Origin of the sequence: Ruegeria sp. HKCCE4148, assembly GCF_017872495.1 — a bacterium.
GTDB lineage: Bacteria > Pseudomonadota > Alphaproteobacteria > Rhodobacterales > Rhodobacteraceae > Ruegeria.
In genome coordinates this window covers 242416-269268 of sequence record NZ_JAEDOS010000004.1, presented here as the reverse complement: position 1 = coordinate 269268, position 26853 = coordinate 242416, and the positions used below count along the sequence as shown (strand labels likewise).

The following is a 26853-nucleotide window of genomic DNA, read 5'->3' as shown; positions in this document are numbered from 1 at the left end:
GAGACGCAGCATGTTAGCCTCGATGCGCACATCCGTTCTGGCCATGGGGATTGCCCTCATGGGCCTGCCCGCACACGCTTTTGATACTACAGCCCGCGCGGCTTATGTGATTGATCAGACCACCGGCACTGTTCTTCTGTCAAAAGACGCCGACCAGCCCCTGCCGCCCGCGTCGATGTCTAAGCTGATGACGCTCTATGTGGCGTTTGAAGCCCTGCGGGACGGGCGCTTGACGCTAAACGAAACCCTGCCTGTGTCTGAACACGCGATGAGCTATGGCGGCTCGACCATGTTCCTGAACACTCAGGATCGGGTCACGGTCGAAGACCTGCTGCGCGGCATCATCGTTTTGTCGGGCAACGATGCCTGCGTCGTTATCGCCGAAGCACTTAGCCCCGACGGAACCGAGGCCGGGTTTGCGCGGTACATGACCCAACGCGCGCAGCAGATGGGCATGAACAATTCCAATTTTGCCAACTCAAACGGCTGGCCTGCCGCCGGTCATATGATGTCAGTGCATGATCTGGCCGTTCTTGCGGATCGCTTGATTTCGGACTTCCCCGAATATTACCCTCTTTTCGCCGAGGAAGTTTTTGAATTCGACGGCCGCGCGCCGTCAAATGCCCGCAATCGCAACCCGCTGCTGAAGCTGGATATCGGCGCGGATGGTTTGAAAACCGGCCACACGCAAGAGGCCGGCTATGGCCTTGTCGGTTCTGCCAAACAGGGTGATCGGCGCGTTATCTTCGTGCTAACCGGCCTCGACACCACCGGCCAGCGTGCAGAGGAGGCTGAGGCCGTGGTTAACTGGTCGTTTCGAAATTTTGTCGAGAGGACAGTTGCCAACGCGGAAACGCCGATAGCCGAAGCCCAACTGTGGATGGGTGAGAAAAAGACCGTCGGGCTTGTGGCCGAAGGTGATCTGAACGTGCTCTTCCCGGTTCTGGGCACCCAAAATGTCGAGGCCGAAGTTGTGTATGACGGCCCAATCAACGCGCCAGTCCAAAAAGGACAGCAACTGGCTGAACTTGTGATCAAGCCCGAAGGACTGCCCGAGATCCGGCGCCCACTGGTGGCAGCCGAGGACGTGGCCGTCGGTGGCTTTGTCGTGCGGATGTTGACGGTTGGCGGCATCGTATTGAAAGACATGATCAACAACCCGCTGGAGTCGATGTGACGAAAACGGGGTTATTTCTGACCTTCGAAGGCATTGACGGATCAGGCAAGTCGACCCAAGCGCGGATGCTGGCGGATCAATTACGCCTGCAGGGCCATGAAGTCGTGTTGACGCGCGAACCCGGCGGCTCTCCGGGGGCCGAGGAAATTCGCCGGCTTGTTTTGGAAGGCGACCCGGATCGGTGGTCGGCCGAGACAGAGTTGCTGTTGTTCACCGCAGCCCGCCGCGACCATCTGGAGCGCACCATCGAACCCGCCCTTGCGGCAGGTAAAGTGGTGATTTGCGACCGTTTCGCAGACAGCACGCGCATGTATCAGGGCTTGTCACGTGGCAACCTGCGCGGTCTGGTGGATCAGTTGCACAACCTGATGATCGGCCGGGAACCGGACATGACTTTGCTGATTGATATGGACCCCGAAACGGGCTTGTCACGCGCAAAAGGCAGGCAAGGCACCGAAGAGCGGTTTGAAGATTTCGGCCCCGATCTGCAAAAGAAAATGCGCGCTGGCTTTCTGGCGCTGGCTGACGAATTCTCGGGCCGGTTTCGCATAGTGGATGGCAACAGAGACATGGACAGCGTTGCGCAGGATGTGACAGATATCGTTCAAGCAGCTTTGCGGTAAACGATGAGTGACGACACCCCTTCCCCGGATCAGGTGCCGGGTGCACCGCATCCGCGCGAAACCGCGCGGCTTTTTGGCCAGGACGCAGCCGAACAGGCGTTTCTGACGGCCTACAATTCCGACAGGCTGCATCACGGTTGGTTGCTGACCGGGCCGCGCGGCGTCGGCAAAGCAACGCTGGCGTGGCGGATCGCGCGATTTTTGCTGGCCACACCCCCGGCAGATGACGGCGGCTTGTTCGGAGCACCTCCTCCGCCCGAAACGCTCGGCATTGATCCCGATCACCCCGTGGCGCACCGAATACAGTCCGGGGCTGAGCCCGGGCTGGCCACTATCACCCGGTCACTCAACGAGCAGGGGCGATTACGCGGCGAGATTGTCGTGGATGATATCCGCAAGCTAGGAAAATTCTTTGGTCTGTCTTCTGCCGATGGAGGCCGCCGCGTGGTCATCGTCGACTCTGCGGATGAAATGAACATCAGTGCTGCCAACGCGCTGTTGAAGATGCTGGAAGAGCCGCCTGCGCACACCACACTTTTGCTCGTATCGCACCAACCTTCGCGCCTGCTGCCAACCATCCGGTCGCGCTGCCGCACGCTGCGCCTTGGCCCACTGAGTCCGCAGGACATGCAAACCGCCCTGTCGCAAACCGGAACAGAAGTTCCCGCCCAGACTGAACACCTGGCCGCACTTGCGGCAGGATCAGTTGGGGATGCTGTGCGGTTAATCAATCTTGGCGGTCTGGACATTTATGCCGAGCTGATCGCCATTCTGGGCACCCTGCCCCGTATGAACCGGCAACGCGCACTGGCGTTGGCCGAAGCCGCAGCACAACGCGGTGCCGCTGATCGTTTCGAGTTGTTGCTAACGCTCATCGATGTCGCCTTGTCACGGCTGGCCCTAACTGGGGCGACCGGCACACCACCCGTACCCGAAGCGGCCCCAAACGAAGGTGAAACGCTGATGCGTCTTTCGGCTTCCCCCGATCAAGCCCGCCGCTGGGCAGAAGTCGCCGCGACAATCACAGCACGCGCACGGCATGGTCAGGCGGTGAACCTTGACCCTGCCGCTCTGGTCCTAGATACGGTGTTCAAGATACAGGAAACCGCCGGTCAGAACAGATGAGCGACACCCCCCAGATTACCGACAGCCACTGCCATCTGGACTTCCCGGATTTCGACGGCCAGTTGGACGAGATCATCACGCGCGCAGCCGAGGCTGGCGTGACCCGTATGGTCACGATTTGTACCAAGCTACGCAACGAACCCAGCGTACGCGCGATTGCCGAGGCCTTTGCGCCCGTCTTCTATGCCGCAGGCACGCACCCGATGAGTGCGGCGGATGAGCCGATAGCGTCGGTCGACGAACTGGTTGCCTTGGCCCAGCATCCGAAATTCGTCGGTATTGGAGAGTCTGGTCTGGACTACCACTATACCGCTGACAGTGCGGAAGTGCAGAAACAATCCTTGCGCATCCATATCGAAGCGGCCCAGCGCACTGGCCTGCCCCTGATCATTCACGCCCGCGCAGCGGACGATGACATGGCCCGAATTCTGGCAGAGGAGTATCGCAACGCACCCTATTCCTGCGTTATGCACTGCTTCTCTTCTTCTGCCGAATTGGCCAAGGCCGCGCTGGATCTGGGCTTTTACCTGTCCATGTCCGGCATCACCGCCTTCCCCAAAAGCCAGGAGTTGCGCGATATTTTCGCAACTGCACCGGTAGACCGCATTCTGGTGGAAACAGACGCGCCCTATCTGGCCCCCCCACCCTATCGCGGCAAACGTAACGAACCCGCCTACACCGCCCACACTGCCCGGAAAGGGGCTGAGGTTTTCGGCATGGACTATGCCGCTTTTGCAGCTCAGACACAGGCCAATTTTGACCGCTTGTTCACCAAGGCCGCGCTGTATAAGGCCGCTGCATGACCGGGACGCGCTTTACTATTCTGGGCTGCGGTTCCTCGGGCGGCGTTCCACGGCTGGGCGGACAATGGGGTGATTGTGACCCCGAGAATCCGAAGAACGTACGCCGTCGCTGCTCGCTGCTTATTGAACGCGAGGGGCCGGATGGGACGACCTCGGTTCTGGTCGATACCACGCCGGATATGCGCAGCCAGTTGCTGGACACCGGCACCGGGCGGTTGGACGGTGTGGTCTATACCCATTCACACGCGGACCATGTGCATGGAATCGACGACCTGCGCATGATCGTGTTCAACATGAAAACGCGCGTGCCGGTCTGGGCAGACGGTGACACACAGAACGCGTTGCTGGGCCGTTTCGGATACGCCTTCATTCAGCCTGAAGGATCCCCTTATCCTCCGATCCTGGACCTCAAATCCATTGATGGCCCGTTCGACATCGACGGCCCCGGAGGACCCATTTCACTGCGCCCGTTCAAAGTGAACCACGGTTCGATCGACTCTCTTGGCTTCCGCATCGGCCAGCTTGCCTATCTTCCGGATGTCGCAGAGATTTACGACGACGCCTGGCCCGAGATGGAAGGGCTGGACTGCCTGATCATCGACGCCCTTCGCCGCTCCCCGCACCCTACCCACGCGCATCTGGACAAGACACTGGGTTGGATCGACAAGCTGCAACCGAAACGCGCGGTGTTAACCAACATGCATATCGACCTCGACTATGCCACGGTTGACGCTGAAACTCCGGACTACATCACCCCCGCTTTTGATGGGATGGTGATCCATCAGGCGCAGTAGACCCCTGCCCCGCGCCATCGCAATACCGCAATACGCGCGCCGCATGGGGGCCATATGCTTCAGAGCCTGATCGATGTCATTCTTCCGGTCTTTCTGGTGATCGGTGCCGGGTACACGGCAACTCGGACAGGCTATTTCAAACAAGAGCATGTCGATGGGTTGATGAAATTCACCCAAGGCTTTGCGATCCCCTGCCTGCTTTTTCTGGCCATCGCACACCTGGACCTTAGCGCCAGTTTCGACCCCCGGCTGCTGGCGAGTTTCTATTCCGCTGCAGCGTTGTGCTTCACCGTGGGCCTCTTTGGAGCACGGATCATTTTTGGCCGAGACTGGGAAGACTGCGTCGCCATTGGCTTTTGTTGCTTGTTCTCCAACTCGGTCCTGCTGGGCCTGCCGATTACCGAGCGCGCCTATGGCCCCGAGAACCTGACAGGCAACTACGCGATTATCGCCTTCCATTCCCCGTTTTGTTACGGCGTTGGGATCACGGTGATGGAGGTCGTGCGCAATCGCGGCAACGGCGGTGTACATATGGCACGCTCGGTTCTGTCCGCGATGTTCAAGAACGCATTGATCCTGGGAATTGCGCTTGGTTTTCTGGTCAACCTGACAGGTTTGGTCATCCCTGCGGTGGTCGACGAGGCCCTTGGGCTTGTCACCCGCGCGGCTTTACCGGGCGCGTTGTTTGCTTTGGGCGGGGTCTTGGTCAAATACAAACCGGAAGGCGATCTGCGTACCATTGGTTTCGTTTGCTGCATCTCGCTGATGGTCCACCCCAGCCTAGTGTGGTTATTCGGAGCATCTACCGGCCTGCCACAGGATCTGTTCCGATCGGGTGTGTTGAATGCTGCAATGGCGCCGGGCTTTAACGCCTATATCTTTGCCAATATGTATGGCCGCGCCAAACGTGTTGCCGCTTCATCCGTCCTGATCGGAACAGCGACGTCCATTCTGACCGTCTGGCTTTGGCTGACCCTTCTGGGTTAACTGTGGTGTTGACTTCAGGTCGTGCCGTAACACTTATCGCAGAAAACAGCGGGAGTACCGAATGTCACACGCCATTATTGTCGCCCATGGCCAGCCTTCCGAACCGGACCCGGCAGAAGCGGCACTGGCTGCTTTTGCAGCCAAGGTCGACGCGTTGACAAGCTCTGTGACCGTGCATTCGGCAACACTTGCTAAACCCGGCGCGCTAGAGGCGCAACTGGACGGCCTACCCGAAAACACAGTGATCTATCCGCTTTTCATGGCAAAGGGTTGGTTTGTGACCAGTGCCTTGCCGAAACGGGTCGGGGACCACGCCGCGCGAATTCTTGACCCTTTGGGCATTGATCCCGATCTGCCCACGCTTACTGCGCAGGCGTTGCATGCAAAACTGCGGGAACGGAATTGGAAAGCTTCGACAACTGACCTGGTGATCGCGGCGCACGGGTCAGGCCGCAGCCGCAACCCTTCGGCGGTGGCCAACGAATTTGCAAGACAGCTTGGCACGCAAGTTGCCTTCCAATCCATCCGCGTTGGTTTTGTCGAAGAACCGCCCTCGATTGCCGAGGCAGCACACGATGCGTCAGATCAGGCGATTTGCCTGCCGTTCTTCGCCTGTACCGGCGGGCATGTCCTAGAGGACGTCCCCGATGAGCTGGCGCGCGCCAAGTTTAACGGAACCGTTATGCCCGTCGTCGGGGAGCTTGCACCCATCCAGCACCAAATTGCAAAGAAGGTGACTGAGGCGTTCGCGTCAGTCTAACGCTCAGGGTCGCGCGTTGGTCAGTGTCGAATACAAACGATGACAGGACCGACCGTCGCGTTTCGCTTGGTACAACGCTAAATCAGCGGCATGCAGAATATCCGCCGCTTTAAGCACTTGGAACTGAGTGGACAAAGCTGTGCCAATACTGGCCGACACACTGCATTTCTGGTTTTGAAAAAGCATCGGTTCGTTCAAACGCTGGATGAGGCGGCCTGCAATTGCCTCCAACGTGTCTTCCCGCGTCAGGCCTTTGAAAACGATAACAAATTCGTCTCCTCCGACACGGGCAACCGTATCGTCATCGCGCGTTTCTTCAAGCATGATGCGGGCCGCTTGCTGTAAGACGAAATCACCTGCCGCATGGCCCAGCCTGTCATTCACGGATTTGAAGAAATCAAGATCCAGATGCATCAGAGCAAAAGCCGAATTTGCAGAGATCATATGTGCCAGCACGTGATCCATGGCCCTACGGTTTTTTAATCCGGTTAGTGTGTCGGTGTAAGCCTGCTCTTCAGCCGCCAGCATGGCGCCTTGAAGCCTCAGGTTTAGCGACCTCGACGCCTCCATTGCGGCAGATTTGGCCTCGACCAGATAAAGTAATTCAATCGCAAGGTCGGTACCTGAGAAATCCGCACTTGTCAGCGCGTAGTCCCGCACCGCATCCAGAATTGAAATTCCGAATGACAGGTTGATGACAGCGCCACCAGAATGCGGCAATGGGGCGACCAACCCCTTGAGTGCAGTTCGGGGCTCATCATGGAATTTCAGGTGCAGTTTCGCCCTGGCCATCGACATCAATGCCGGAATGGTTGTGACTGTTCTGGGACGGATCAGTTCAAAAACGTCCAGAAACCCTTGGCCCACCAGCTGCAAGTCTGGTCTCAGTTTTTGCAGGGTTGGACCGGCTTGTTGAATACACCCGTTTTGGTCCACCAACAGAAACATCGGGCAAAGCGTTTCCAGCAGACTGACAAGCTCGCGAGGATCTGTCATCCGGTCCGAGCCCCCAAATCAAAATGCCGCCCTTCTGCAAAAGCGCTTTCAACCAGCATTATGGAAATGACTTCGCTGTCTTGCTGTTGTCCCTCATGAGACAACATAACCAACGCTCCGTAGTCGTCGGCCATGGCACGCAGAACACCGACCATCACGCTGGAATAACCAGACAAACCCGGGAAGCAAAACAGTTGGTATTCTGTTGTCGAAAGCTCTCTCAATTCTAGGGCCGGTAGGGTCAAATCGGACACTGCCAACCTCACCCGGTCAGCTAGATCGTCAAGGGAATGAAGAAACTCCACATAACTGACGCCACCAAATCTAAGCAGACGGCGCAACCCTTCCATATTCGGGTGGGACACAAGGTAAGTCCCCACATCCTCAAGAATTTCCGCCCTAGGTCGGTTCAGTTCACCGCTGAGCGCGTCCAATACTCTAGCCGTTACGTCATCGTCATAGACAAGCATGGCTTCGAATTCGACAAATCCAAGCTGCGCAGTCTCGGCCACGCGCACCCAATAGGGTTGCCCATAGGTTGCGCAGACAAAAGACTGTATCGCCCGATTGATCAGACCATGCATTGGAAACCCCAATTTGGTGTTCCCTGCACTCTGGGCTGAAAAGTCTTAACAAATAGCCAAAATCCACCCTAAGTTGTAGCGAATTCAATCGGGTATCACTTCGACACTTGCTGCCTGATCAGAAATCTGTCGGCGCGCCGCCCTCAGCTTTGCGACGCTCAACAAAGGCAGCCAATTCCTCGCGAATGGCTTCATCCATCGGCGGTGCCTCAAAGCTCGAGATGATCTCCTTGAACATGTGATGGGCGCGTTCAGCCGTCCAGATGCCGCCAGCGACCTCCCACCCTTCATAGTTTTTCCAATCACTCAGAAAGGGTTGATAGAATGCAGTGGTATAACGGTCCTGCGTGTGCTGAATGCCGAAGAAATGACCGTCATTGCCAACTGCGCGGATCGCATCAAGCGCGATCTCGTCGGGACCGGTAGCCGTCAATTCTGGGTTCATATAGCGTTGAATTTGTTGCAGGATTTCACAATCCATGATGAACTTTTCCGGGCTTGCTATCAGGCCGCCTTCCAGCCATCCAGCCGCATGATAGACCATATTGGTGCCCGATTGAACGGACGCCCAAAGCGAGTTCGAGGTTTCCCAAATAGACTGTCCATCGGGCACGTTTGCGGCACAAACGCCCGAAGACCGCATCGGCAAGCCATAGAAGCGCGCCATCTGTCCGGTCATCTGGGTCGAGCGCATGTACTCTGGTGTTCCAAAAGCCGGCGCGCCGGATTTCATATCCACATTCGACGTAAAAGTTCCGATGACGCAGGGAATCCCCGGGCGCACATATTGGAACAAGGCGATCGCACACAGCGCTTCGGCCAATGACTGGGCCACAGCACCTGCCATTGTCACCGGTGCCATCGCCCCGGCCAGAGTAAAGGGTGTCACCACAATCGCCTGCCCGCGCCGTGCCAGCCGAAGGCAGCCATCGATCATCGGATGATCATGCTTTAGCGGCGAAGTCGAGTTGATGTTGGTGTACACGCGCGGGGTGGCCTCGAACTCTTCGTGGCTCAGGCCGCCAGCGATGCGCACCATTTCCATCACGTCCTCGACACGTTCCTTACCCAAAGAATAGGCATGCATGGCTTTGTCGGTCAGCGTCAGCTTGTCATAAAGCACGTCCAGATGCCGTATGCTGGCGTGGATATCGACTGGTTCAACCGGGTATCCACCCGCGAAATGGATGCAGTTGAAGTACTGCGTCAGTTTCAGAAGATTCCGGCACATCTCGCGGTTTCCGGGCACCTTCTTTCCGATTTCCATGTCCCAATAATTCGGCGGCGACGAGACATTGCCGAACAGCATGTTCTTTCCACCGATCTCGATCTTGCGATCCGGATTACGTGGCGTGATGGAAAATTGACTCGGGGCTTTCGCAATCATCTCCATGACAAAGTCGCGCCCCATGCGCACATTGTCACCTTCGATGGTGCAACCCGCCTTACGCAGGATGCCTATTGCCTCTTCGTTGTAAAATTCGATCCCGATCTCTTCAAGGATACGCATGGCCCCTTCATGGATCGCTTCGATCCCGGCCTGGTCCAACGGTTCTGTCGGACGGTCGATATTGACCGGCGGATTCCAAGGCATCTGGTCAATCACCGCACTTCCTCTGCGTGCGGCAGCCCCTGCGCGTCCTCCGCCGCGACGCTTGCGTGTTGGTGTCTCGCCCATCGTTGCCTCCGTTCCTGCGTTAAACAAGCAAGCCCATGAGACACGATTCTCGCCGCTCCGTCTGCGACAGGAAATGTCGGTTTTTTATCTCGGATGGTCGATTGCCAACTTAACCCAATTGGTTTTTCGCTAGCCATTCGGGTATATGTCCAATGTCCGGCAAGACCACATCTGCCATTGGGGCCAGCACTTCTGCCTCGGCCAGACCTGTCAAAACCCCTATGGTTGTCATCCCCGCGGCACGCCCGGCTTGTAGGTCATGGAGGCTGTCCCCCACCATCGCAACCCGCGAAGGGTCAACGCCGACATGCGCAGCAAAGGCCAATAGCTGTCCGGGCCCCGGCTTAAATCCATGGCCGCTGTCATATCCAGCTATGAAATCGAAATGTTCGCTGATCCCTGCCGATTCCAGATGCTGCATCGCAGGATGTTCACTGTCATTGGTTGCAACCCCCAGCTTCAGCCCTGCCTTATGCAAGCCCTCTAGAAACGGGACCAGCGGAACAGCCGGGGACTGAGGGGCTGCGGCGGCTTCGGCATTCATCACATCCACGATCTCTTGAACGGTCATGGTATCCACATGTGCAGCCAACACATCGGCGATTTCTTCGACAGTCGCGGCGATCACAATACTGTCTTCGGCATATCGCTCTTGCTCAAGATCATAACCGATAAGGCGCCCAAGCCCGGCGGCTCGTTCTTTGTCACCATCTGTCAAGCGCAGCAGTAAACTGCGGCCAAAGCCACCCCATGTGTTGGCAAAATCAAACAGCGTACCATCTTTATCGAAGACGATTGCATCTATCGGCATCAGGTGCTCCAGCGGAAGAGGATTTCAGGTCCAATGAATGTCAGCACCGCCGGATAAAACCGCTCTTGCCTGGGCAGGCAGATCATAGGCGATCGCATTGGCGTCACAAAACGCCATGACCCACGAATCGTCAAGCACCAGAAAGTCCATTACCGACGCCAGAAAATCCGGGTCCCCGGCGCGATCGCGCACATCTTCGATTGATGCACCCGTCGAACCCAGAAACACCGGCAAAAGCTCGTCATTTCCAACCAGCCAGCCCAGAGCCGTCAGGGCGAGTGTTTCCGCGGAATCAGATGATATTGGCATAAACTGTGCTCAGATCCAGTCATGGAAAGGGTTTATTAACCAGACTCATAAACACTTTGTTCACGCATGCAATCAACGGTGAACGACTATGTCTGTGCAGGGAACCATCCTTGTCCTCGACGGGGTATCAACCAATCGCATCATGTTGAAAGTTCAACTGACTGCGGCTTGGTACCACGTGGTACAGGGGGAAAAAATAGATGGATTGCTGTCGCTTGTGCGTCGAACGCAACCTGATCTGGTACTGACAGCGCAGACCTTGCCGGACGGAACGGCTGCGGATGTCAAAAAGGTCATAGCAACAGTTCCCGGGCTGGAGGATGTGCCGGTTGTTGCAATTGCCGCGCAAAACGACAGGGACGCACGGTTGCGTGCCCTGAAAGATGGGCTGGACGATGTATTGACCCATCCCTTCAAGGATGCCTTGCTGCTGGCGCGTATCCGAAGCTTGCTGCGCGCACACGCAATCAGACAGGACCTGCAGGTTGGCACTGGCGCGCAACCCATTGGGTTCGGTGAGCCCGCACCAGCGATTATCCGCCCGCCCAAATCCGCAAAGGTGAGTGTTTTGACACACGCCGTGCAAACTGGCGTGCTGTGGCAAAAGGCGTTGAGCGATCAGCGCCAACACACATTGTCCTGGCACTTGCAGTCGAACCTTCAAGGCTTCCTGTCCGGAGCTGTCCCAGATGCTATCGTGGTCGAACTGGGCCCGCATCCCTCCGATCTGAATATTCTGGCGGATCTCAGATCGCGGGGCGTCACGCGTAATACCGTGTTGATCGGAGTGCTAAAAGACAACGACGCTGTTCAGGCATCCGAAGCCTTGGATCGGGGTGCGGATGCCGTGTGCCTGGGTGGGTTCTGTGCGCAGGAAATCCAGCTTCGATTGGACAACCAGATCGCGCGCAAGGCCCGTCTGGACCACATGCGAATATCGCTAAAAAAGGGGCTTGCCGATTCCTGGGTCGACCCGCTGACGGGGCTGCACAATCGCCGGTTTGCCATGCGCGCGCTGGACCAGATCGCACGTGAATCCGCTCGAACCAAACGCGGCTTTGCGGTCATGCTGGCTGACCTCGATCACTTCAAGACGATTAATGACGACCACGGTCACGCCAGCGGGGATCACGTTCTTACGCAGGCCGCAGAGCGCTTGCGCAGCGCTCTTGGTCCAAGGGGGTTTGTCGCCCGCATAGGTGGAGAGGAGTTCATGATTGGAGTGCCGGATGTGTCACCCAAACAAGCGGTGCGGCTCGCTGAAACTCTCTGCGGCAGTATCTGTAGCGCGCCGTTTCAACTTTCTGAACAGGGACCAGAGGTCAACGTGACAGTCAGTATCGGGCTAAAAATGTCTCTGGACGCGTTCCCTGGTCGGGACAGCCTCACTCCGCATGTAGAGACCCTGATTCAATCCGCTGACAAAGCGTTGTATTCGGCGAAAAAAGCCGGACGCAATCAGGTGAGCATCCGGCAAAGCGCAGCCTGACGCCGGTCAGTCCTTTTTCTTGTGTTTATGCGGGCCACGCTTGACGACATCTTGCAATCGATCTGCATAGGCCTGCCTTTCCTCATCGCTCATGGCGGTGACGCGGATCAGCCATTGCGCTTGCAGTGCCCCTTGCAGGTTGGCCGTGGCCTGCGCCTGCTGCTGCAGCAGAGTTTCGACGGCATTCGGGTCAAAAGGCACGGCGCGCAATGCCTGGCTCATCGCCTCAAAATCTTGCGTGCGGCCCTTAGAACCTTTCTTGTGCAAGTCCCCCAATTCACTCCGCATCGCCTTGCGGTCGTCTTTTGGCAACGCCCGGTACAAGGCCGGGCCAAATCCCGGCGGCGCCTTGGCGTGATCCCCCCCTTTCAGGCGCAACACAGTTCCTACAGCGACGCCAATGATCAACAGGTTCAGAGCCAGAGACACAACCAGGACAATGGGCATCCACCGGCGTTTGGGTTTGGAATCAGCGTTCATTCCGTGGTCTCCAGAAAACTCGTGTCATAGCCAAGGTCGGCCACAAGAAAGGCCGTATCTTGCGTTGTCAGCAGGTTGGCGGGATCGGGCAAAAAGGCAGGCGCGGAAAACCCGATCCAGACACCGGCCGCGCTGGCCGCAACAAGGCCACTCAACCCCTGCCAGCCACCCAGATTGCGCACCAGCCTGTCCCACAACGCAGGCCCCGGTTGTGGCGCGGGTTTCATGCGGCCCAAGCGCACCGCCTCTGCATCCGTTTGGATGCGCACGGCCAGATCGTCTGGCAAAGCCGGCCGTTGTCGCCGCGCTTGTGCAAACAAATGATCCAGTTCCAGATCGTCATCCGCCATTGTCATACCCCAGTTCTTCGCGCCGTCCCGCCAGAATAGCGGCCAGACTGCGTTTGCCCCGCGCCGTCAGGCTTTCAACCGCTTCCACGGAAATGCCCATGATCCCGGCAATTTCGGGGTTGGGCAACTCTTCAATATGGCGCAACACCACTGCTTGCCGCTGCCGTTCGGGCAACTCGGCCAAAGCGATCTGCAACGCGTCCTTGCGCGCCTCATCCTGCATCCGGTCAACTACGCTGGCTTCACCATCTTCAGGCTCAGGAACGTCCGACAGCCTGTCCGGTGTCTTCTTGCGCCGTATGTCCACGCACAGATTCAAAGTCACCCGGTACAGCCAGGTCGAGACTTTAGCCTGGCCCGACACCCAATCCGGTGCCATTTGCCACAGCCGCATCATCGCCTCTTGCGTCACATCTTCCGCCTCGGCCCGATTGCCCAACATTCGTAACGCGACCGAGTAACACCGTGGCCCCAGACGGTCAGTAAGAACCCGTGCGGCTTCGGCATTGCCATCGGCGAAGCGCCCCAGCAACTCATCGTCGCTGAGGGTGCCCGCGCTGCACATCGCACCGCGGGCGTCTTGTGGGTAGGAGGTCAGATCCTCCATCCTGCATCAGCTATCGTCTGCGTCCGAGTTTTGATGCTTTTTCTTGTGGTGCCGTCCCATCTTGTCTTTGGCATCGGCAAATTCCTGTTCCGAGATCCCGCCGCTGTTATCAGCGTCCATCCGATCAAACATCTTGTCAGCCCGGCGGGGTTTCGGCAACTCGTCCTGGCTGAGAAACCCGTCTTTGTTCGCATCATTTTTTTCGAACATCTTGGCGACGCGGTCACTTGCCTTTTTCTGTGCAGCAGCTTGCATCTCGTCAAGGCTCAGCTGGCCATCACCGTCGGTATCCGCTTGCGTGAAACGCGCGGTGCGGTGGGCCTCCATCTCTTGCTGTGTCACCTGACCGTCGCCATCGGCGTCGAGTTCCTGAAAGGACACAGGCTCGCGTCCGCCTTTTCCGGCAGCCAGAACCGATGTGCCTGTGACAGCAACTGCGGACAAAACAATAGCCGTGATGAATGTCGCGTTTTTCATTTCGTTTTTCCCGTGTTGAAGCGGCCCCAGTGCCGCTGCTCATACCAATTCAAACGCGGGGCATCGAAAATTCCGTCGCAGAAAAATGCATTTTTTTGAAAGTGAATTCAGAAGCGATTTCTGCGCATTGGGTATCGGGCGTTGCAAAGCGACGCACCCCCCTTTCAAATCTGCCCGTTCAGGCGCATTATCCGGCAAAGATTAATGCGCGAGTTATATTATGACGGATCAGACGATCAACACCGCGACCGAGACAGAGCGTGAAACATGGCCCGCCCTTGTTAAAGGGTTTCGGTGCAAATGCCCCAACTGTGGCGAAGGCAAGCTGTTGCACAGCTATCTCAAGGTCAATGATAGCTGCGCGAAATGCGGGCAGGAGCTGTTTCATCATCGCGCCGATGACGGGCCAGCCTATCTGACGATTCTACTTGTTGGTCACCTGCTGGCGCCTGCCCTGCACGTGTCCTACGTCCATTGGCGGCCAGACCCCTGGACCATGGCCATCGGTTTCTCAATCGGTTGCGTTGCTCTGTCGCTGTACCTGCTGCCCCGTTTGAAAGGCGCCGTTGTCGCGTATCAGTGGGCCCGCCGTATGCACGGTTTCGGAACATCGAATTGAACCTGCCGGGCCAGGTGGCGTAGACATGACAGCAGACAAGACCGCCATCCGTGACGCCGCAACTGTCATCGTTTTGCGGGACAGATGGACCAATCCGTCGATCCTTATGGGGCAACGCGGGTCCAAAGCCGTGTTCATGCCGAACAAGTTTGTGTTCCCTGGCGGTGCCGTTGATCCGGCGGATTCAGCAGTGCCCCTGGCGACCAAGCTGCCCGATCTGTGCCGTGACCGTTTGGCTGAACAGGCCGAGTCCGGATTGCAACACGCGCTGGCCGCCGCTGCCATTCGCGAGCTCTGGGAGGAAACGGGCCTTGTTCTGGGCCAGCCGGGCGCATGGCCGGGGCACGCACCTGACGACTGGCAAAGCTTTTCCGACATGGGATACGTGCCATCTGCAGCTGCATTGCAGTTCGTTTTCCGCGCGGTGACACCACCCGGTCGCCCTCGCCGGTTTGACGCACGGTTCTTTTTGGTCGACGCGGAAGCCTTGCAAGGTGATCTGGACGATTTCAGTCGCGCCTCAGACGAGCTGTCGCACCTGCAATGGGTGCAACTGGACCGCGCGCGAGATTTGGACCTGCCCTTCATAACCGAGGTTGTTCTTGCCGAAGTAGCGGCCCGGGTTACATCCCCCGAGCCTCCAGTGTCCGTTCCGTTTTACAAGAATGACGAAGAAGCCAACCTGTTCCTGCGCCTCAGGGGTTACCCGATGCCGGAACACGACTGACGGTACCGGGTCACCGCATCCGGCTGACAACCACCGTCACTTCGGGCTTCTTACCGATTTCCGCTTTCGCGGTCTGACGAACAATCCGGCGCATCTCGTCTTCCAGTTTGTCGTCGTCGCGCAGGGTTTTGGCCGCAGCCCGCATCAGGAATTGATTCAGGTCCTCCTCCAGAACCTCCACCACAGCCGCGCGCGAAGTTCCGATCTCGGGCAGGCCCATGGTATCGCACCAAGGTTCACCCAGCGGTTCGTCTTCCTCGTCCAAAACCACGGTGACCGTGACATGGCCGTTCAATGCCATGCGGATACGATCCCGCACCACGCCGTCCAACGCACCGATCTTGACCGACCCGTCCAGATATGTGCGCCCGGTTTCGACATAGTCGACAACAGCCGGGGCGTTGCCACTGAGATCCAGCATGGTGCCATTCACCGCCAGCACACCGGTTCTGCCGCCATTCTCGGCAAGTTTGACATGTTCGCGCAGGTGACGGTGTTCACCGTGCATGGGAATAATGACCTGCGGGTCAATCAGCGCATGGACCTTCTCAAGATCAGGCCGGTTGGCGTGGCCTGACACGTGATAAAGACCCGAGCTGTCATCCACCACATCCACGCCCTTTTCGCTGAGCTGGTTCATGATGAAGATCACGCCCCGCTCATTGCCCGGAATGGTTTTAGAAGAAAACAGAAACAGGTCGCCCTCGGCCAGTTCCAGACCTCGGTATTTACCACGGGCCAGCTGGGCGCTGGCGGCACGGCGCTCGCCTTGGCTGCCGGTTACGATCAGCATCAGATTCTGACGCGGAAGATCCAACGCCTCTTCCGCGCTGATCACCTTTGGGAAATCCGACAGGATGCCAGTTTCGGTTGCGGCCTCGATCATCCGGCGCATGGCGCGGCCCAACAGAACAACCGATCGCCCTGCCCGCTGACCCGCTTCGGCCAGTGTTTTGACCCGCGCAACATTTGAGGCAAACGTGGTCGCCACGACCATGCCTTCGGCGTTTTCAACCAGTTTGGTGATTTCCGGCCCAACTTCGGATTCCGAACGGCCGGGATGGGCCGAAAACACGTTTGTACTGTCGCAGATCAGGGCTTTGACACCGGGTTTGGCCACTTCGGTCCAAAGGTCTGGGTCGAAAGCCTCGCCCACGACCGGATTCTCGTCCAGCTTGAAGTCACCGGAATGCACCACTCGTCCTGCAGGCGTGTCGATGACCAAAGCCGCGCTTTCAGGGATCGAGTGCGATACAGGCAGAAACCCAATTGTGAAAGGACCAACCGAGACCTGTTCAGGCCAGGCAGATACGGTCGTCACCGCCTCGGTTGGGTGCGCGTGTTCTTCCATCTTGCGGCGTGCAATGTTGGCCGTGAACGCGCGGGCATAAATCGGGGCACCCAAGGCTTCATAGCAATGCGCCACCGCGCCAACATGGTCCTCATGCGCGTGAGTGATAAAGACGCCGTCCAGCTGATCCGCACGCTCTTTCAACCAAGAAATATCTGCATAAATCAGGTCAACACCGGGTGTTGTGTCCATGTCCGGAAAGGTGACGCCCAGATCGACAAGGATCAGGCGCTCCTGTCCCGGTTTACCATAACCGTACACATAGGCATTCATGCCAATTTCACCCGCGCCACCCAGCGGCAGGTAGATCAATCTTTCACTGCTCATGCGGAGCTATTATCCTTGTTATAGCGATGGATCACGGTCAATCCGTGCATCGTCAGATCATCTTCGATTGCGTCAAACCCTACGTCGGCCTGATCGAACAAAGGGGCTAGCCCTCCTGTTCCGACAACTTTCATCGGCATTCCGTATTCGTTTTTGATCCGGGCGATCAGGCCTTCGATCAGGCCGGAATAGCCCCAATACACGCCCGATTGGATACATCCAACCGTATTCGTCCCGATCACTTTATCCGGTCGGGTAATGTCGATATGCGGAAGCGCAGCCGCCCCTTGATGCAGAGCTTCAAGGCTCAGGTTCACACCGGGCGCAATAATTCCCCCGACATAGGCCCCATCGGCGGCAACCACATCAAAGTTCGTTGCAGTGCCAAAATCCACCACGACCACGTTTCCGCCGTGCCGGTCAAACGCGCCCACTGCATTGGCCAGCCGGTCAGGACCTGGGACAGTTCCTTCGTCGACACGCGGCGGCACAGGCAATAGGCAGTCAGGCTTGCCAACCACCAGCGGGCGGCACCCAAAGAAGCGATCCGCAAAAATGCGCAGATTGAACACCACACGTGGCACGGTCGAGGCAATGACGACATCTGTTATGACTGCCTCAATGCCATAGTGTTTCACCAGCGTCGAATACCATGTGAAATATGCATCCGCCGTACGCGCATGGTGGGTCGAGGTGCGCAGGGTGCACAGAAACTTCTCGCCGTCCCAGATCGAGAAAACGGTGTTGGTGTTGCCGCAATCAATGGCCAGAAGCATTTAACGCCCCTTTCAGAAATACACGTCTGCCGCGGGAATGCTCACGCGGCCTTTGGCGGTGTTTAAGACAAGGTTGCCGCTTGCGTCCACTGTTTCGAATGTTCCTACCGTCTCTGACGTTCCGGTACGTGCGGTGATAACCTCTCCCAACCGGGCCGCGCGGGCCAACCAAGCAGTACGGATCGGTTCGAACCCATAAGTGGTAAATTGGGTTTCGTAAGTGGCAAAGGCGCCTGCAAGCTCGGTCAGAAAATCCTCTGGCGAGACGTGCGTCCCGGTTTCTGACAGCAGTGAAACAGGCCGCATCGCACCAGGTTCGACCGCATCCGCATCCGGTGCATTGGCCAGGTTTACCCCGATACCGATCGCCAGATGCGCCACACCGTGCCCCTGCCCGGTGCTTTCCAGCAAGATACCGGCAAGCTTGCCGCCATTCAGCAGGACATCATTGGGCCACTTCAGCGACAACCCGGCCGTTCTTCCGGTTACGGCGACACAGGCGTCGAACAGGGCCAGCGCGGCCACAAAGCTGCGCAATGCCGCCTGTTCCGGCGCGCCTTGCGGACGCATCAGCAACGTCGAGGCCAGATTGCCCATAGGATTAGCCCAGGCCCGTCCACGCCGTCCGCGGGCTGCTGTCTGATGATGTGCCATGATCCAGACAGGACCACGGGCATTGGGCGCGATCCGCGCCGCCTCGTTCAGGGTGCTATCGACTTCCTGCACCTCGTGCAGACCGTAGCCTTGGGGCCATTTACTCATATCAAAAAGGCTCGGTCACGTGACCGAGCCCCTCCTTTCGAATGTTCAAGACGTTCAGTTGACAAGCGTCGCCGCAGCAGCTGCTGCTGCGCCCTCGACACCGAACTGATAGAAGATGCCGACCAGCATCAACGCCGCAGATCCCATCAAAGCCACCCACAGAACGGGCGTCGATCGGGTCTCGATTGGCTCTTCGTTTTCAGCCCCGAAATACATGTAGAACACGATCCGCAGGTAGTAGAACGCACCAATGACGGACGCGATGGCCGAGACGATCACAAGGCCGGTCAACCCTGCGCTTACACCCGCTTGCCACACCCCAAACTTGGCAAAAAAGCCCAGCATCGGCGGCACACCGGCCAGCGAGAACATCAGGATCAAAACGGCAAGGGCCTTGCCCGGATCGCGCTTGGAATACTGGCGCAATGCGTCAATATCGGTTATCGGTTTTCCGTCACGTTCCATCATCAGGATGAAGGCAAAGTTTCCGATGTTCATGGTCACGTATATGGCCAGATACATCAGCATCGCTTTGATGCCCAACTCAGTACCTGCAGCAAGACCGATCAGCGCATAGCCCATATGGGCAATTGACGAGAATGCCATCAGACGTTTGATGTCGCGCTGGCCAATCGCGGCGACAGCACCCAGCAACATCGACAGCGCCGAAAGCAGAACGATCACCTGCTGCCAATCTTTCACAATGCCTCCGAACGCGTCATGCATCAGCCGGGCAAAAAGGGCCATGGCCGCCACTTTCGGTGCGGTCGCAAAAAAGGCTGTAATTGGCGTTGGAGAGCCTTCGTACACGTCCGGTGTCCACATGTGGAACGGAACGGCCGAGACCTTGAAGGCGAGTCCTGAGATCAGGAAGATCAGACCAAATAGCAGACCAATCGAAACGTCTCTGGCCTGAACGGTCGTGATGATGCCCGAAAAGAGCGTGGTTCCGGTAAAGCCATAAACCAGCGACGCACCATAAAGCAGCAAGCCCGAGCTGAGCGCACCCAGCACGAAATACTTCAGACCCGCTTCGGTCGACTTGGCGCTGTCACGACGCAGTGCAGCAATTACATAAAGCGATAGCGATTGCAGCTCGAGCCCCATATACAGCGACATCAGATCGCCCGCGCTGACCATCATCATCATGCCAACGGCGGCAAGTGCAACCAGCAGCGGATACTCAAAACGCAGCAGATCGCGGCGCGCCATGTATTCCTGGCTCATGACCAGTACGGCACCTGCCGAAAGCAGAATGGCAACTTTTGCAAAGCGGGCGAACCCATCATCGACGAACATACCGTTGAACGCCACATTGGTGCCTTCACCCTGGGTGGCAATCCAAATCGCCAAAAGGGCCATCAAACCGGCCGTGGTCCAGACCAGCAGAGGTGCCATGCCGTCTTTCGTCGTGTAGACAGCCCCCAGCAGCGCCGCCATCGCATAAAGCGCCAGAATGATTTCCGGCAGGATAATTGTCAGATCAGCCTGGATCATGTCTCCAAAGCTCCCTTAGTGCGAAGCGGCCGTCTGGTTCGCAGCCTCAGCTGCGGCCAGAGCCGTGTCATAGTTCGAAATCAGTGCGGCAGTGGATTGCCCGATCACATCCGTTACCAGCGACGGGTAGACGCCCAATAGGATGGTCATCACAATCAGTGGGGCAAAGATCAGACGTTCGCGTGAGCTCATGTCGGTCATTGCCTTCAGGCTTTCCTTGATCAGATCGCCAAAGACCACGCGACGGTACAGCCACAGCGCATAACCGGCCGAAAAGATCACACCGGTCGCGGCCACAGCCGTCACCCAAGTGTTGACCTGGAAGGCCCCCATCAGGGTCAGGAATTCACCGATGAAACCGGATGTGCCCGGCAAGCCGACATTGGCCATGGTGAAGAGCATGAAGACCAGCGCGTAGGCAGGCATCCGAATGACCAGACCGCCATAAGCCTCGATATCCCGAGTATGCATCCGGTCGTAGATCACGCCGACACACAGGAACAACGCGGCCGAGATAAACCCGTGGCTCAGCATCTGGAAGATCGCGCCGTCGATGCCCTGCTGGTTTGCCGCAAAGATGCCCATAGTCACAAAGCCCATATGCGCGACCGACGAGTAAGCGATCAGCTTTTTCATGTCCTCTTGCACCAGCGCCACCAGCGAAGTGTAGACAACCGCAATCGCAGACATCCAAAGCACCAGATCGGTCATCACCGCGGAACCCACAGGGAACATCGGCAGGCTGAATCGCAGGAAGCCATAGCCACCCATTTTCAACAGGATCGCCGCCAGAACGACCGACCCTGCAGTTGGGGCCTGAACGTGCGCGTCCGGCAACCAGGTGTGCACCGGCCACATCGGCATTTTCACCGCAAACGACGCAAAGAAGGCCAAGAACATCAAAGTCTGCATACCGCCGACAACATAGATGCCCAGCACGCTGAAGCTTTCGGACGAGAACTGATGGGTCATCAGTGCCTCAATATCCGTGGTGCCCGCATCCGCGTACATCGCCACCATCGCCACCAGCATCAGCACCGAGCCGAGGAAGGTGTAGAGGAAGAACTTGAAGCTGGCGTAGATGCGGTCCTTACCGCCCCAAATGCCGATGATCAGGAACATCGGGATCAGGCCCGCTTCGAAGAACAGGTAGAACAGCACCAGATCCAGCGCCATGAACACGCCTAGCATCAGGGTTTCCAGCAGCAGGAAAGCCACCATGTATTCCTTGACGCGGTCGGTCACATTCCAGCTGGCCAGAATGGTCAATGGCATGATGAAGGTGGTTAGCAGCACGAACAGCACGCTGATGCCATCAACGCCCATCTTGTACTTGAGACCCATCAGCCACTCACCCTCTTCCACCATTTGGAAGCCGGGGTTCGAGGGATCAAAGCCGGTGTAGATGCCAATCGATACCAGGAAGGTCACGGTCGTCGCCAACAGCGCGATCCACTTGGCATTGCGTTGGGCCGCAGCGTCATCCCCATGCAGGAACAGCGCCAGAATACCTGCTGCAATCGCCGGGATGAACGTAACGATAGAGAGGATATTGTCCATTAGTTGGCCCCTCCGCCGATAGACATCCAGGTCACAAGGGCTGCGATGCCCAGCACCATCCAGAAGGCATAGGTAAAGATGTACCCGGTCTGCGCCTTGCCTGCGAGGCGGGTAAAGAAGGGAACAACGCCCATTGCTACTCCGTTCAGGAAGCCATCAATTGTATTTCCATCGCCGCGTTTCCACAGGAAGCGACCAAGGGCGATGGTGGGTTTGACAAAGATCACGTTGTAGATCTCGTCAAAATACCACTTGTTCTTGAGGAACAGGTACAGAGGGCGCTGGTTGTCGGCCAACCGCGCGGGCAGCGTCGTGTTCACGATGTAGAACCAATAGGCCACGATAAAGCCCAGCACCATCGCGACAAAGGGCGAGACCTTAACCCATTTCGGAGCGGCGTGCGCATCGTCCAACACGTGGTTGTCCGGTGCCATATACAGCGCGCCCTCGCCCGGTTCGCCGACAAAGGCATAGTGGTGATCACCACCATGAGCAGCTTTGTCACCGTGGCCGTCGTCTGCATGGCCCTCATCCGCATGTGATTCAGCGCCATGACCATCATCCGCATGACCGTCATCCGAATGTGCGGCATCGTCATGCTCTTCGGCTTTGCCGTGATCGCCGGCCTCTGCGTGTTCTGACGCTTCAGCAACAGGGATGCCGTAGAACTTACCAACCTTGTCGGCGTGGCCAAAGAAGTTGCCGTACCAGATCATCCCGGCAAAAACCGCGCCCAGTGACAGAACGCCCAGCGGCACCAGCATGACCATCGGGCTTTCATGCGCGTGATCATGCGTATGTTTGTCGCCACGCGGCTCACCGTAGAAGGTCAGGAAGATCAAACGCCAGCTGTAGAACGAGGTGAACGCAGCCGCCACAACCAGCAACCAGAAGCCATAGCCCGAGCCGCCCGCATAAGCGCTCTCGATGATGGCGTCCTTGGACAGGAACCCGGCAAAGCCAAATGTGGTCAGCGGAATACCAACGCCGGTGATGGCCAGCGTGCCGATCATCATCGCCCAGAAGGTATAGGGGATTTTCTTACGCAGACCGCCGTATTCAGTCATCTCCTGCTCGTGATGCATCGCATGGATCACTGACCCGGCGCCAAGGAACAACAAAGCTTTGAAGAAGGCGTGTGTGAACAGGTGGAACATCGCCGCCGAGTACATGCCCACGCCTGCAGCCACGAACATGTATCCAAGCTGAGAACAGGTCGAATACGCAATCACGCGCTTGATGTCGGTTTGCACCAGACCCACGGTGGCCGCAAAGAACGCGGTGGACGCGCCCAGTACCGTGATGAAGCCGGTTGCGCCCGGAGCAAACTCCATCAGCGGCGACATGCGGCAGACCAGGAAGACACCCGCCGTCACCATGGTCGCGGCGTGGATCAGGGCAGACACAGGAGTCGGGCCTTCCATCGCGTCCGGCAACCAGGTGTGCAGGATCAACTGAGCCGATTTACCCATGGCGCCGATGAACAGCAGCACACAGATGACTTCAATCGCAGTCCACTCACCCCACAGGAAGTGCAGCTTTTCTTCGGCCAGCGCAGGGGCGGATGCAAAGATGTCCGAGAAATTGATGCTGTCGGTCAGGAAGAAGATTGCGAAGATCCCAAGCGCAAAGCCGAAGTCACCCACCCGGTTCACGATGAACGCTTTCATCGCCGCCGCATTGGCCGAAGATTTGCGATAGTAGAAGCCGATCAACAGGTACGAAGCGACGCCTACGCCTTCCCAGCCAAAGAACATCTGCACCAGATTGTCCGCTGTCACCAGCATCAGCATGGCGAAGGTGAAGAAGGACAGATAGGCAAAGAAACGCGGTTTATAGCTTTCGCCCTCACGCCACTGCGGATCATGATCCATGTACCCGAAGGAATAGAGATGCACGAGCGCCGAAACGGTCGTCACCACGATCAGCATGATCGCAGTCAGACGGTCCAGTCGAATAGCCCAGCTTGTCGACAGCGAGCCGCTTTCGATCCAGCGCATGATCTCGATCTGCTGGGTCACCCCATCAAATGTGAAGAAAACGATCCACGACAGCAGACAGGCCAGAAACAGCAGACCCGTGGACGTCCACATGGCGGCTTTCTCGCCAATGAACTTCCAGCCAAAGCCGCAGATCAGCGCGCCCACGAGCGGGGCAAAGAGGATGGTGGTTTCCATAGTTCTCTTAGCCCTTCATCATATTGACGTCTTCAACCGCGATGGTGCCACGGTTGCGGAAGAAGCAGACCAGAATGGCCAGACCAATCGCCGCCTCGGCTGCCGCAACGGTCAGCACGAACAGCGTAAACACCTGCCCAACCAGATCGCCGAGGAAACTGGAAAACGCCACGAGGTTGATATTCACCGCCAACAGCATCAGTTCGATGCTCATCAGCAGGATGATGACGTTCTTGCGGTTCAGGAAGAGACCGAAGATGCCGATGACGAACAGCGTCGCCGCGACCGTAAGATAGTGTTCAAGTCCGATCATCGTCTCAAAGTCCCTGCCCCGGTTTCACGTCCTTCAACTCCATCGCCTTGGCCGGGTCGCGCATCATCTGGCCGACGATGTCCTGACGCTTGATGTCCTGACGGTGGCGCAGGGTCAGCACGATAGCACCGATCATCGCCACCAGCAGGATCAGGCCCGCCAGTTGGAACAGAAGGAAGTATTGATCGTAAAGGATGACGCCGAGCGCCTCGGTGTTATGGCGGTCTGCTGGAACCGGCTGGGCCAGATTGGCCGCAGCACCCTGCGCGCTGTCCCATGCGCCAAAGGCCATGACGAACTGCATCAGGATGACCAGACCGATCAGCAAGGCCAGCGGCATATAGCGCGCCATCTCGGCCTTGAGCTCGGCAAAGTCAACGTCCAGCATCATCACCACGAACAGGAAAAGAACCGCAACCGCGCCAACATAGACGATGATCAGCAGCATAGCCACGAACTCGGCCCCCAGCAGCACGAACAGCCCCGCCGCCGACAGGAAGGACAGGATCAGCCACAGCACCGAGTGCACCGGCTGGCGGCTGATCACCGTGAACAGTCCGCCGGTGATGGCGCTGATGGCAAACAGATAGAAGGCAAAGACGGTCATTGATCCTCATCCTCGTTGTCGCCCATGGCCTCTTGCGCCAGATCCAGCGCACGGGTCATGGCCGGGATGCCGGCAAAGACCGACATCTGACCGATCGTTTCCACGATCTCTTGTTTCTTGGCACCCGCTTCCAGCGCGTGGCGCACAGTTTGGCGCACGGCACTATCCGCTTGCGCGCCCTGACAGGTCAGCCCGGCCAGCGTCAGCAGCAGGCGGGTTTTGGCATCCAGCCCGTCTTTATTGACGGTGTTACCGAACATCATCTCCATGACCTCTTTGGGCATGGTCGGCCACAGCGCCTCGAACCCCTTGGGCGAGAAATTCTCCATCGCCGGGTTCATCGCCTTGGCCATGTCCTGAGCCTGCTTCATCATCAGCTCGAACGGATTTTTCGGGCTGTCACTCATCGGTACGGTGCGTCCAGTTCCAAGTTGCGGGCGATCTCGGCTTCCCAGCGTTCGCCGTTATCCAGCAGTTTTTCCTTGTCGTAGAACAGCTCTTCACGGGTCTCGGTGGCGAATTCGAAATTCGGGCCTTCGACGATGGCATCGACCGGGCAGGCCTCTTGGCAGAAACCGCAATAGATGCACTTGGTCATGTCGATGTCATAGCGCGTGGTGCGGCGGCTGCCGTCCTCGCGCGGTTCGGCGTCGATGGTGATGGCCTGCGCCGGACAAACCGCTTCGCACAGTTTGCAAGCGATACAGCGTTCTTCACCGTTGGGATAACGGCGCAGGGCGTGTTCGCCACGGAAGCGCGGGCTGAGAGGGCCCTTTTCGTGTGGATAGTTCACGGTGGCTTTCGGGGCAAAAAAGTACTTCAGCCCCAATTTCATACCGACCCAGAAGTCCTGAAGCAGGAAATACTTGGCAGCGCGGGTGTAATCGATTTGCGTCATATCAGCCTCCCACGCTCCAACGGGCAAACGCGCCCCAGAACCAGTCGAATTTTGCAGCAAAAGCCACGAAGACCACCCAAGCCAGCGAGAACGGCAGGAACACTTTCCAGCCCAAGCGCATCAGCTGGTCATACCGGTATCGAGGCGTGATCGCCTTCACCATCGCGAAGATGAAGAAGAAGAACGCCATCTTGGCGACCATCCACAGCACGCCATCCGGCAGTCCCGGGATCGGCGACAGCCAGCCGCCAAAGAACAGCAGCGTGGTCAGGGCGCACATCAGGAAGATGGCGATATATTCGCCCGCCATGAACAGCAGGAATGGCGTGGCCGAGTATTCGACCTGATAACCGGCCACCAGTTCCGATTCCGCCTCGGGCAGGTCGAACGGCGGGCGGTTAGTTTCTGCCAATGCCGAGATGAAGAACAGGAACACCATCGGGAAGTGCGGCAGCCAATACCAGCTGAAGAACCCAAACGAGCCGTCCTGCGCACGCACGATGTCGCCAAAGTTCATCGACCCGGTCGAGATGATCACACCGATGATAATCAGACCGATGGAGACTTCGTAAGAAATCATCTGCGCGGCAGAGCGCAGCGAGCCAAGGAACGGGTACTTTGAGTTCGACGCCCAACCACCCATAATCACGCCATAAACTTCCAAAGAAGACACAGCGAAAACATAGAGAATGGCAACGTTGATATCCGACAGCACCCAGCCATCGTTGAACGGAATTACAGCCCAGGCGATCATCGCCAGAACAAAGCTGGTCAGCGGCGCAAGGATAAAGACGGTCCGGTCTGCCCCAGCAGGGATGACGACCTCTTTCACCACGTATTTCAGCGCGTCGGCCACCGATTGCAGCAGGCCGTAAGCGCCTACAACGTTCGGACCTCGGCGCATCTGGACAGCGGCCCAGATCTTGCGGTCGCCGTAAACAAGGAACAAAAGCGAGATCATCACGAACGCTACAACGGCAAGCACTTGCGCTAGAATGATGATGGCTATTCCGCCTGGGGTGTTAAAGAATTCAGCCATTGGTCCTCACACCGTGGGTATTCCGTTTTCCGCCCGCGATGCAAAGGCCAGATGCCTGCGCAAAGAGCGACTGGGTCGGCGCGTTGGTGTAAACAGCATCTGCTGCTTCTGCGCTACCCTTAATCTTAAGTTTCACACACAAATCCAGCG

30 protein-coding genes are annotated in these 26853 nt (G+C 57.6%); 10 read left to right on the top strand and 20 right to left on the bottom strand.

Annotation, left to right across the window (positions count from 1 at the left end):
• The first annotated feature begins 10 nt into the window (after positions 1 to 10).
• The 7 genes from I9187_RS14680 (at position 11) to I9187_RS14650 (ending at position 6269) form a co-directional block, all read left to right on the top strand.
• Entirely contained in the window at positions 11 to 1177 is a 1167-nt protein-coding gene (locus tag I9187_RS14680) for a D-alanyl-D-alanine carboxypeptidase family protein (protein WP_209509428.1), read from the top strand.
• On the top strand, positions 1174 to 1800 hold the full coding sequence (gene tmk / locus I9187_RS14675) for a dTMP kinase (protein ID WP_171175091.1): 627 nt from the start codon (positions 1174 to 1176) through the stop codon (positions 1798 to 1800). Before I9187_RS14680 ends, tmk begins: the two co-directional genes overlap by 4 nt.
• A 3-nt stretch (positions 1801 to 1803) precedes the next feature.
• Positions 1804 to 2925: a DNA polymerase III subunit delta' gene (locus tag I9187_RS14670; RefSeq protein WP_171175093.1), complete on the top strand. Its 1122-nt coding sequence runs from the start codon at positions 1804 to 1806 to the stop codon at positions 2923 to 2925.
• Positions 2922 to 3728 carry a TatD family hydrolase gene (locus tag I9187_RS14665; RefSeq protein ID WP_171175095.1) on the top strand — a complete coding sequence of 269 codons (807 nt, stop codon included), beginning with the start codon at positions 2922 to 2924 and terminating at the stop codon, positions 3726 to 3728. The genes I9187_RS14670 and I9187_RS14665 overlap by 4 nt, the downstream gene beginning before the upstream one ends.
• The gene (locus tag I9187_RS14660) at positions 3725 to 4522 is read left to right on the top strand and encodes an MBL fold metallo-hydrolase (protein ID WP_171175097.1); all 798 of its coding nucleotides are present in this window, start codon (positions 3725 to 3727) and stop codon (positions 4520 to 4522) included. Before I9187_RS14665 ends, I9187_RS14660 begins: the two co-directional genes overlap by 4 nt.
• Before the next feature lie 54 nt (positions 4523 to 4576).
• Positions 4577 to 5509 carry an AEC family transporter gene (locus I9187_RS14655; RefSeq protein WP_171175100.1) on the top strand — a complete coding sequence of 311 codons (933 nt, stop codon included), beginning with the start codon at positions 4577 to 4579 and terminating at the stop codon, positions 5507 to 5509.
• 61 nt (positions 5510 to 5570) lie between these two features.
• Positions 5571 to 6269, top strand: a complete 699-nt coding sequence (locus I9187_RS14650; RefSeq protein ID WP_171175102.1) for a CbiX/SirB N-terminal domain-containing protein — start codon at positions 5571 to 5573, stop codon at positions 6267 to 6269.
• A gap of 3 nt (positions 6270 to 6272) precedes the next feature.
• Here I9187_RS14650 and I9187_RS14645 read toward each other — a convergent pair whose 3' ends face one another.
• The 5 genes from I9187_RS14645 to I9187_RS14625 form a co-directional block, all read right to left on the bottom strand.
• On the bottom strand, positions 6273 to 7265 hold the full coding sequence (locus I9187_RS14645; RefSeq protein ID WP_171175111.1) for a GGDEF domain-containing protein: 993 nt from the start codon (positions 7263 to 7265) through the stop codon (positions 6273 to 6275).
• Positions 7262 to 7849 (bottom strand): heme NO-binding domain-containing protein, encoded by a 588-nt coding sequence (locus I9187_RS14640; protein WP_171175113.1) that lies wholly within the window; start codon positions 7847 to 7849, stop codon positions 7262 to 7264. Before I9187_RS14640 ends, I9187_RS14645 begins: the two co-directional genes overlap by 4 nt.
• Positions 7850 to 7967: 118 nt before the next feature.
• Entirely contained in the window at positions 7968 to 9527 is a 1560-nt protein-coding gene (locus I9187_RS14635) for a trimethylamine methyltransferase family protein (protein WP_171175116.1), read from the bottom strand.
• A 109-nt stretch (positions 9528 to 9636) separates the two neighbouring features.
• On the bottom strand, positions 9637 to 10338 hold the full coding sequence (locus I9187_RS14630; protein WP_171175118.1) for an HAD family hydrolase: 702 nt from the start codon (positions 10336 to 10338) through the stop codon (positions 9637 to 9639).
• Positions 10339 to 10362: 24 nt separating this feature from the next.
• A complete protein-coding gene (locus I9187_RS14625; protein ID WP_171175120.1) occupies positions 10363 to 10647 on the bottom strand; it encodes a DUF3572 domain-containing protein in 285 nt (94 codons plus the stop codon).
• An 88-nt stretch (positions 10648 to 10735) separates the two neighbouring features.
• On the opposite strand from I9187_RS14625, the gene I9187_RS14620 reads away from it, so the two are divergent.
• Positions 10736 to 12136, top strand: a complete 1401-nt coding sequence (locus I9187_RS14620; RefSeq protein ID WP_171727815.1) for a diguanylate cyclase — start codon at positions 10736 to 10738, stop codon at positions 12134 to 12136.
• Positions 12137 to 12142: 6 nt separating this feature from the next.
• Here the strand turns inward: I9187_RS14620 and I9187_RS14615 are convergent, their stop codons facing one another.
• The 4 genes from I9187_RS14615 to I9187_RS14600 are packed head-to-tail and all read right to left on the bottom strand — an operon-like array spanning position 12143 to position 14050.
• On the bottom strand, positions 12143 to 12616 hold the full coding sequence (locus tag I9187_RS14615; protein ID WP_171175131.1) for a periplasmic heavy metal sensor: 474 nt from the start codon (positions 12614 to 12616) through the stop codon (positions 12143 to 12145).
• Positions 12613 to 12966: a hypothetical protein gene (locus tag I9187_RS14610; protein WP_245223229.1), complete on the bottom strand. Its 354-nt coding sequence runs from the start codon at positions 12964 to 12966 to the stop codon at positions 12613 to 12615. The genes I9187_RS14615 and I9187_RS14610 overlap by 4 nt, the downstream gene beginning before the upstream one ends.
• Complete coding sequence (locus I9187_RS14605) at positions 12956 to 13573, bottom strand: RNA polymerase sigma factor (RefSeq protein WP_171175134.1); 618 nt, start codon at positions 13571 to 13573, stop codon at positions 12956 to 12958. The genes I9187_RS14610 and I9187_RS14605 overlap by 11 nt, the downstream gene beginning before the upstream one ends.
• Positions 13574 to 13579: 6 nt before the next feature.
• Positions 13580 to 14050 (bottom strand): EF-hand domain-containing protein, encoded by a 471-nt coding sequence (locus tag I9187_RS14600; RefSeq protein WP_171175136.1) that lies wholly within the window; start codon positions 14048 to 14050, stop codon positions 13580 to 13582.
• A gap of 220 nt (positions 14051 to 14270) precedes the next feature.
• Between I9187_RS14600 and I9187_RS14595 the strand changes: the two genes are divergently transcribed.
• Both I9187_RS14595 and I9187_RS14590 read left to right on the top strand, forming a co-directional pair.
• Positions 14271 to 14669: a DUF983 domain-containing protein gene (locus I9187_RS14595; RefSeq protein WP_171175139.1), complete on the top strand. Its 399-nt coding sequence runs from the start codon at positions 14271 to 14273 to the stop codon at positions 14667 to 14669.
• 25 nt (positions 14670 to 14694) lie between these two features.
• The gene (locus I9187_RS14590) at positions 14695 to 15396 is read left to right on the top strand and encodes an NUDIX hydrolase (RefSeq protein WP_171175141.1); all 702 of its coding nucleotides are present in this window, start codon (positions 14695 to 14697) and stop codon (positions 15394 to 15396) included.
• Positions 15397 to 15406: 10 nt separating this feature from the next.
• On the opposite strand, the gene I9187_RS14585 is transcribed toward I9187_RS14590, so the two are convergent.
• The 11 genes from I9187_RS14585 to nuoH are packed head-to-tail and all read right to left on the bottom strand — an operon-like array spanning position 15407 to position 26703.
• The gene (locus I9187_RS14585) at positions 15407 to 17074 is read right to left on the bottom strand and encodes a ribonuclease J (protein WP_171175143.1); all 1668 of its coding nucleotides are present in this window, start codon (positions 17072 to 17074) and stop codon (positions 15407 to 15409) included.
• A complete protein-coding gene (locus I9187_RS14580) occupies positions 17071 to 17850 on the bottom strand; it encodes a type III pantothenate kinase (protein WP_171175145.1) in 780 nt (259 codons plus the stop codon). The genes I9187_RS14585 and I9187_RS14580 overlap by 4 nt, the downstream gene beginning before the upstream one ends.
• A 12-nt stretch (positions 17851 to 17862) precedes the next feature.
• Complete coding sequence (locus I9187_RS14575) at positions 17863 to 18612, bottom strand: biotin--[acetyl-CoA-carboxylase] ligase (protein WP_209509429.1); 750 nt, start codon at positions 18610 to 18612, stop codon at positions 17863 to 17865.
• 54 nt (positions 18613 to 18666) lie between these two features.
• The gene (nuoN, locus tag I9187_RS14570) at positions 18667 to 20109 is read right to left on the bottom strand and encodes an NADH-quinone oxidoreductase subunit NuoN (RefSeq protein WP_209940227.1); all 1443 of its coding nucleotides are present in this window, start codon (positions 20107 to 20109) and stop codon (positions 18667 to 18669) included.
• Between the two features lie 15 nt (positions 20110 to 20124).
• The gene (locus tag I9187_RS14565) at positions 20125 to 21669 is read right to left on the bottom strand and encodes an NADH-quinone oxidoreductase subunit M (protein ID WP_171175151.1); all 1545 of its coding nucleotides are present in this window, start codon (positions 21667 to 21669) and stop codon (positions 20125 to 20127) included.
• Positions 21669 to 23846 (bottom strand): NADH-quinone oxidoreductase subunit L, encoded by a 2178-nt coding sequence (gene nuoL / locus I9187_RS14560; RefSeq protein ID WP_171175153.1) that lies wholly within the window; start codon positions 23844 to 23846, stop codon positions 21669 to 21671. The genes I9187_RS14565 and nuoL overlap by 1 nt, the downstream gene beginning before the upstream one ends.
• A gap of 7 nt (positions 23847 to 23853) precedes the next feature.
• Complete coding sequence (gene nuoK, locus I9187_RS14555) at positions 23854 to 24159, bottom strand: NADH-quinone oxidoreductase subunit NuoK (protein WP_005984024.1); 306 nt, start codon at positions 24157 to 24159, stop codon at positions 23854 to 23856.
• A gap of 4 nt (positions 24160 to 24163) precedes the next feature.
• Entirely contained in the window at positions 24164 to 24766 is a 603-nt protein-coding gene (locus I9187_RS14550) for an NADH-quinone oxidoreductase subunit J (protein ID WP_170615376.1), read from the bottom strand.
• Complete coding sequence (locus tag I9187_RS14545) at positions 24763 to 25173, bottom strand: carboxymuconolactone decarboxylase family protein (RefSeq protein WP_171175155.1); 411 nt, start codon at positions 25171 to 25173, stop codon at positions 24763 to 24765. Before I9187_RS14545 ends, I9187_RS14550 begins: the two co-directional genes overlap by 4 nt.
• On the bottom strand, positions 25170 to 25664 hold the full coding sequence (nuoI, locus tag I9187_RS14540; RefSeq protein ID WP_170343788.1) for an NADH-quinone oxidoreductase subunit NuoI: 495 nt from the start codon (positions 25662 to 25664) through the stop codon (positions 25170 to 25172). The genes I9187_RS14545 and nuoI overlap by 4 nt, the downstream gene beginning before the upstream one ends.
• A 1-nt stretch (position 25665) precedes the next feature.
• Positions 25666 to 26703, bottom strand: a complete 1038-nt coding sequence (gene nuoH, locus I9187_RS14535; protein ID WP_171175157.1) for an NADH-quinone oxidoreductase subunit NuoH — start codon at positions 26701 to 26703, stop codon at positions 25666 to 25668.
• Positions 26704 to 26853 lie beyond the last annotated feature (150 nt).

Excerpts from the sequence above, each read along its gene's own strand:
- I9187_RS14550 (WP_170615376.1), bottom strand. The coding sequence starts at position 24,766 with ATGACCGTCTTTGCCTTCTATCTGTTTGCCATCAGCGCCATCACCGGC.
- nuoK (WP_005984024.1), bottom strand. The coding sequence starts at position 24,159 with ATGATCGGACTTGAACACTATCTTACGGTCGCGGCGACGCTGTTCGTC.
- I9187_RS14625 (WP_171175120.1), bottom strand. The coding sequence starts at position 10,647 with ATGCCAATATCATCTGATTCCGCGGAAACACTCGCCCTGACGGCTCTG.
- I9187_RS14575 (WP_209509429.1), bottom strand. The coding sequence starts at position 18,612 with ATGAGTAAATGGCCCCAAGGCTACGGTCTGCACGAGGTGCAGGAAGTC.
- nuoI (WP_170343788.1), bottom strand. The coding sequence starts at position 25,664 with ATGACGCAAATCGATTACACCCGCGCTGCCAAGTATTTCCTGCTTCAG.
- I9187_RS14545 (WP_171175155.1), bottom strand. The coding sequence starts at position 25,173 with ATGAGTGACAGCCCGAAAAATCCGTTCGAGCTGATGATGAAGCAGGCT.
- I9187_RS14610 (WP_245223229.1), bottom strand. The coding sequence starts at position 12,966 with ATGGCGGATGACGATCTGGAACTGGATCATTTGTTTGCACAAGCGCGG.
- I9187_RS14595 (WP_171175139.1), top strand. The coding sequence starts at position 14,271 with ATGACGGATCAGACGATCAACACCGCGACCGAGACAGAGCGTGAAACA.
- I9187_RS14620 (WP_171727815.1), top strand. The coding sequence starts at position 10,736 with ATGTCTGTGCAGGGAACCATCCTTGTCCTCGACGGGGTATCAACCAAT.
- I9187_RS14665 (WP_171175095.1), top strand. The coding sequence starts at position 2,922 with ATGAGCGACACCCCCCAGATTACCGACAGCCACTGCCATCTGGACTTC.
- I9187_RS14635 (WP_171175116.1), bottom strand. The coding sequence starts at position 9,527 with ATGGGCGAGACACCAACACGCAAGCGTCGCGGCGGAGGACGCGCAGGG.
- nuoH (WP_171175157.1), bottom strand. The coding sequence starts at position 26,703 with ATGGCTGAATTCTTTAACACCCCAGGCGGAATAGCCATCATCATTCTA.
- I9187_RS14640 (WP_171175113.1), bottom strand. The coding sequence starts at position 7,849 with ATGCATGGTCTGATCAATCGGGCGATACAGTCTTTTGTCTGCGCAACC.
- I9187_RS14660 (WP_171175097.1), top strand. The coding sequence starts at position 3,725 with ATGACCGGGACGCGCTTTACTATTCTGGGCTGCGGTTCCTCGGGCGGC.
- I9187_RS14585 (WP_171175143.1), bottom strand. The coding sequence starts at position 17,074 with ATGAGCAGTGAAAGATTGATCTACCTGCCGCTGGGTGGCGCGGGTGAA.
- I9187_RS14655 (WP_171175100.1), top strand. The coding sequence starts at position 4,577 with ATGCTTCAGAGCCTGATCGATGTCATTCTTCCGGTCTTTCTGGTGATC.
- I9187_RS14680 (WP_209509428.1), top strand. The coding sequence starts at position 11 with ATGTTAGCCTCGATGCGCACATCCGTTCTGGCCATGGGGATTGCCCTC.
- nuoL (WP_171175153.1), bottom strand. The coding sequence starts at position 23,846 with ATGGAAACCACCATCCTCTTTGCCCCGCTCGTGGGCGCGCTGATCTGC.
- I9187_RS14580 (WP_171175145.1), bottom strand. The coding sequence starts at position 17,850 with ATGCTTCTGGCCATTGATTGCGGCAACACCAACACCGTTTTCTCGATC.
- I9187_RS14605 (WP_171175134.1), bottom strand. The coding sequence starts at position 13,573 with ATGGAGGATCTGACCTCCTACCCACAAGACGCCCGCGGTGCGATGTGC.
- I9187_RS14630 (WP_171175118.1), bottom strand. The coding sequence starts at position 10,338 with ATGCCGATAGATGCAATCGTCTTCGATAAAGATGGTACGCTGTTTGAT.
- I9187_RS14565 (WP_171175151.1), bottom strand. The coding sequence starts at position 21,669 with ATGGACAATATCCTCTCTATCGTTACGTTCATCCCGGCGATTGCAGCA.
- nuoN (WP_209940227.1), bottom strand. The coding sequence starts at position 20,109 with ATGATCCAGGCTGATCTGACAATTATCCTGCCGGAAATCATTCTGGCG.
- I9187_RS14650 (WP_171175102.1), top strand. The coding sequence starts at position 5,571 with ATGTCACACGCCATTATTGTCGCCCATGGCCAGCCTTCCGAACCGGAC.
- I9187_RS14590 (WP_171175141.1), top strand. The coding sequence starts at position 14,695 with ATGACAGCAGACAAGACCGCCATCCGTGACGCCGCAACTGTCATCGTT.
- I9187_RS14645 (WP_171175111.1), bottom strand. The coding sequence starts at position 7,265 with ATGACAGATCCTCGCGAGCTTGTCAGTCTGCTGGAAACGCTTTGCCCG.
- I9187_RS14615 (WP_171175131.1), bottom strand. The coding sequence starts at position 12,616 with ATGAACGCTGATTCCAAACCCAAACGCCGGTGGATGCCCATTGTCCTG.
- I9187_RS14600 (WP_171175136.1), bottom strand. The coding sequence starts at position 14,050 with ATGAAAAACGCGACATTCATCACGGCTATTGTTTTGTCCGCAGTTGCT.
- I9187_RS14670 (WP_171175093.1), top strand. The coding sequence starts at position 1,804 with ATGAGTGACGACACCCCTTCCCCGGATCAGGTGCCGGGTGCACCGCAT.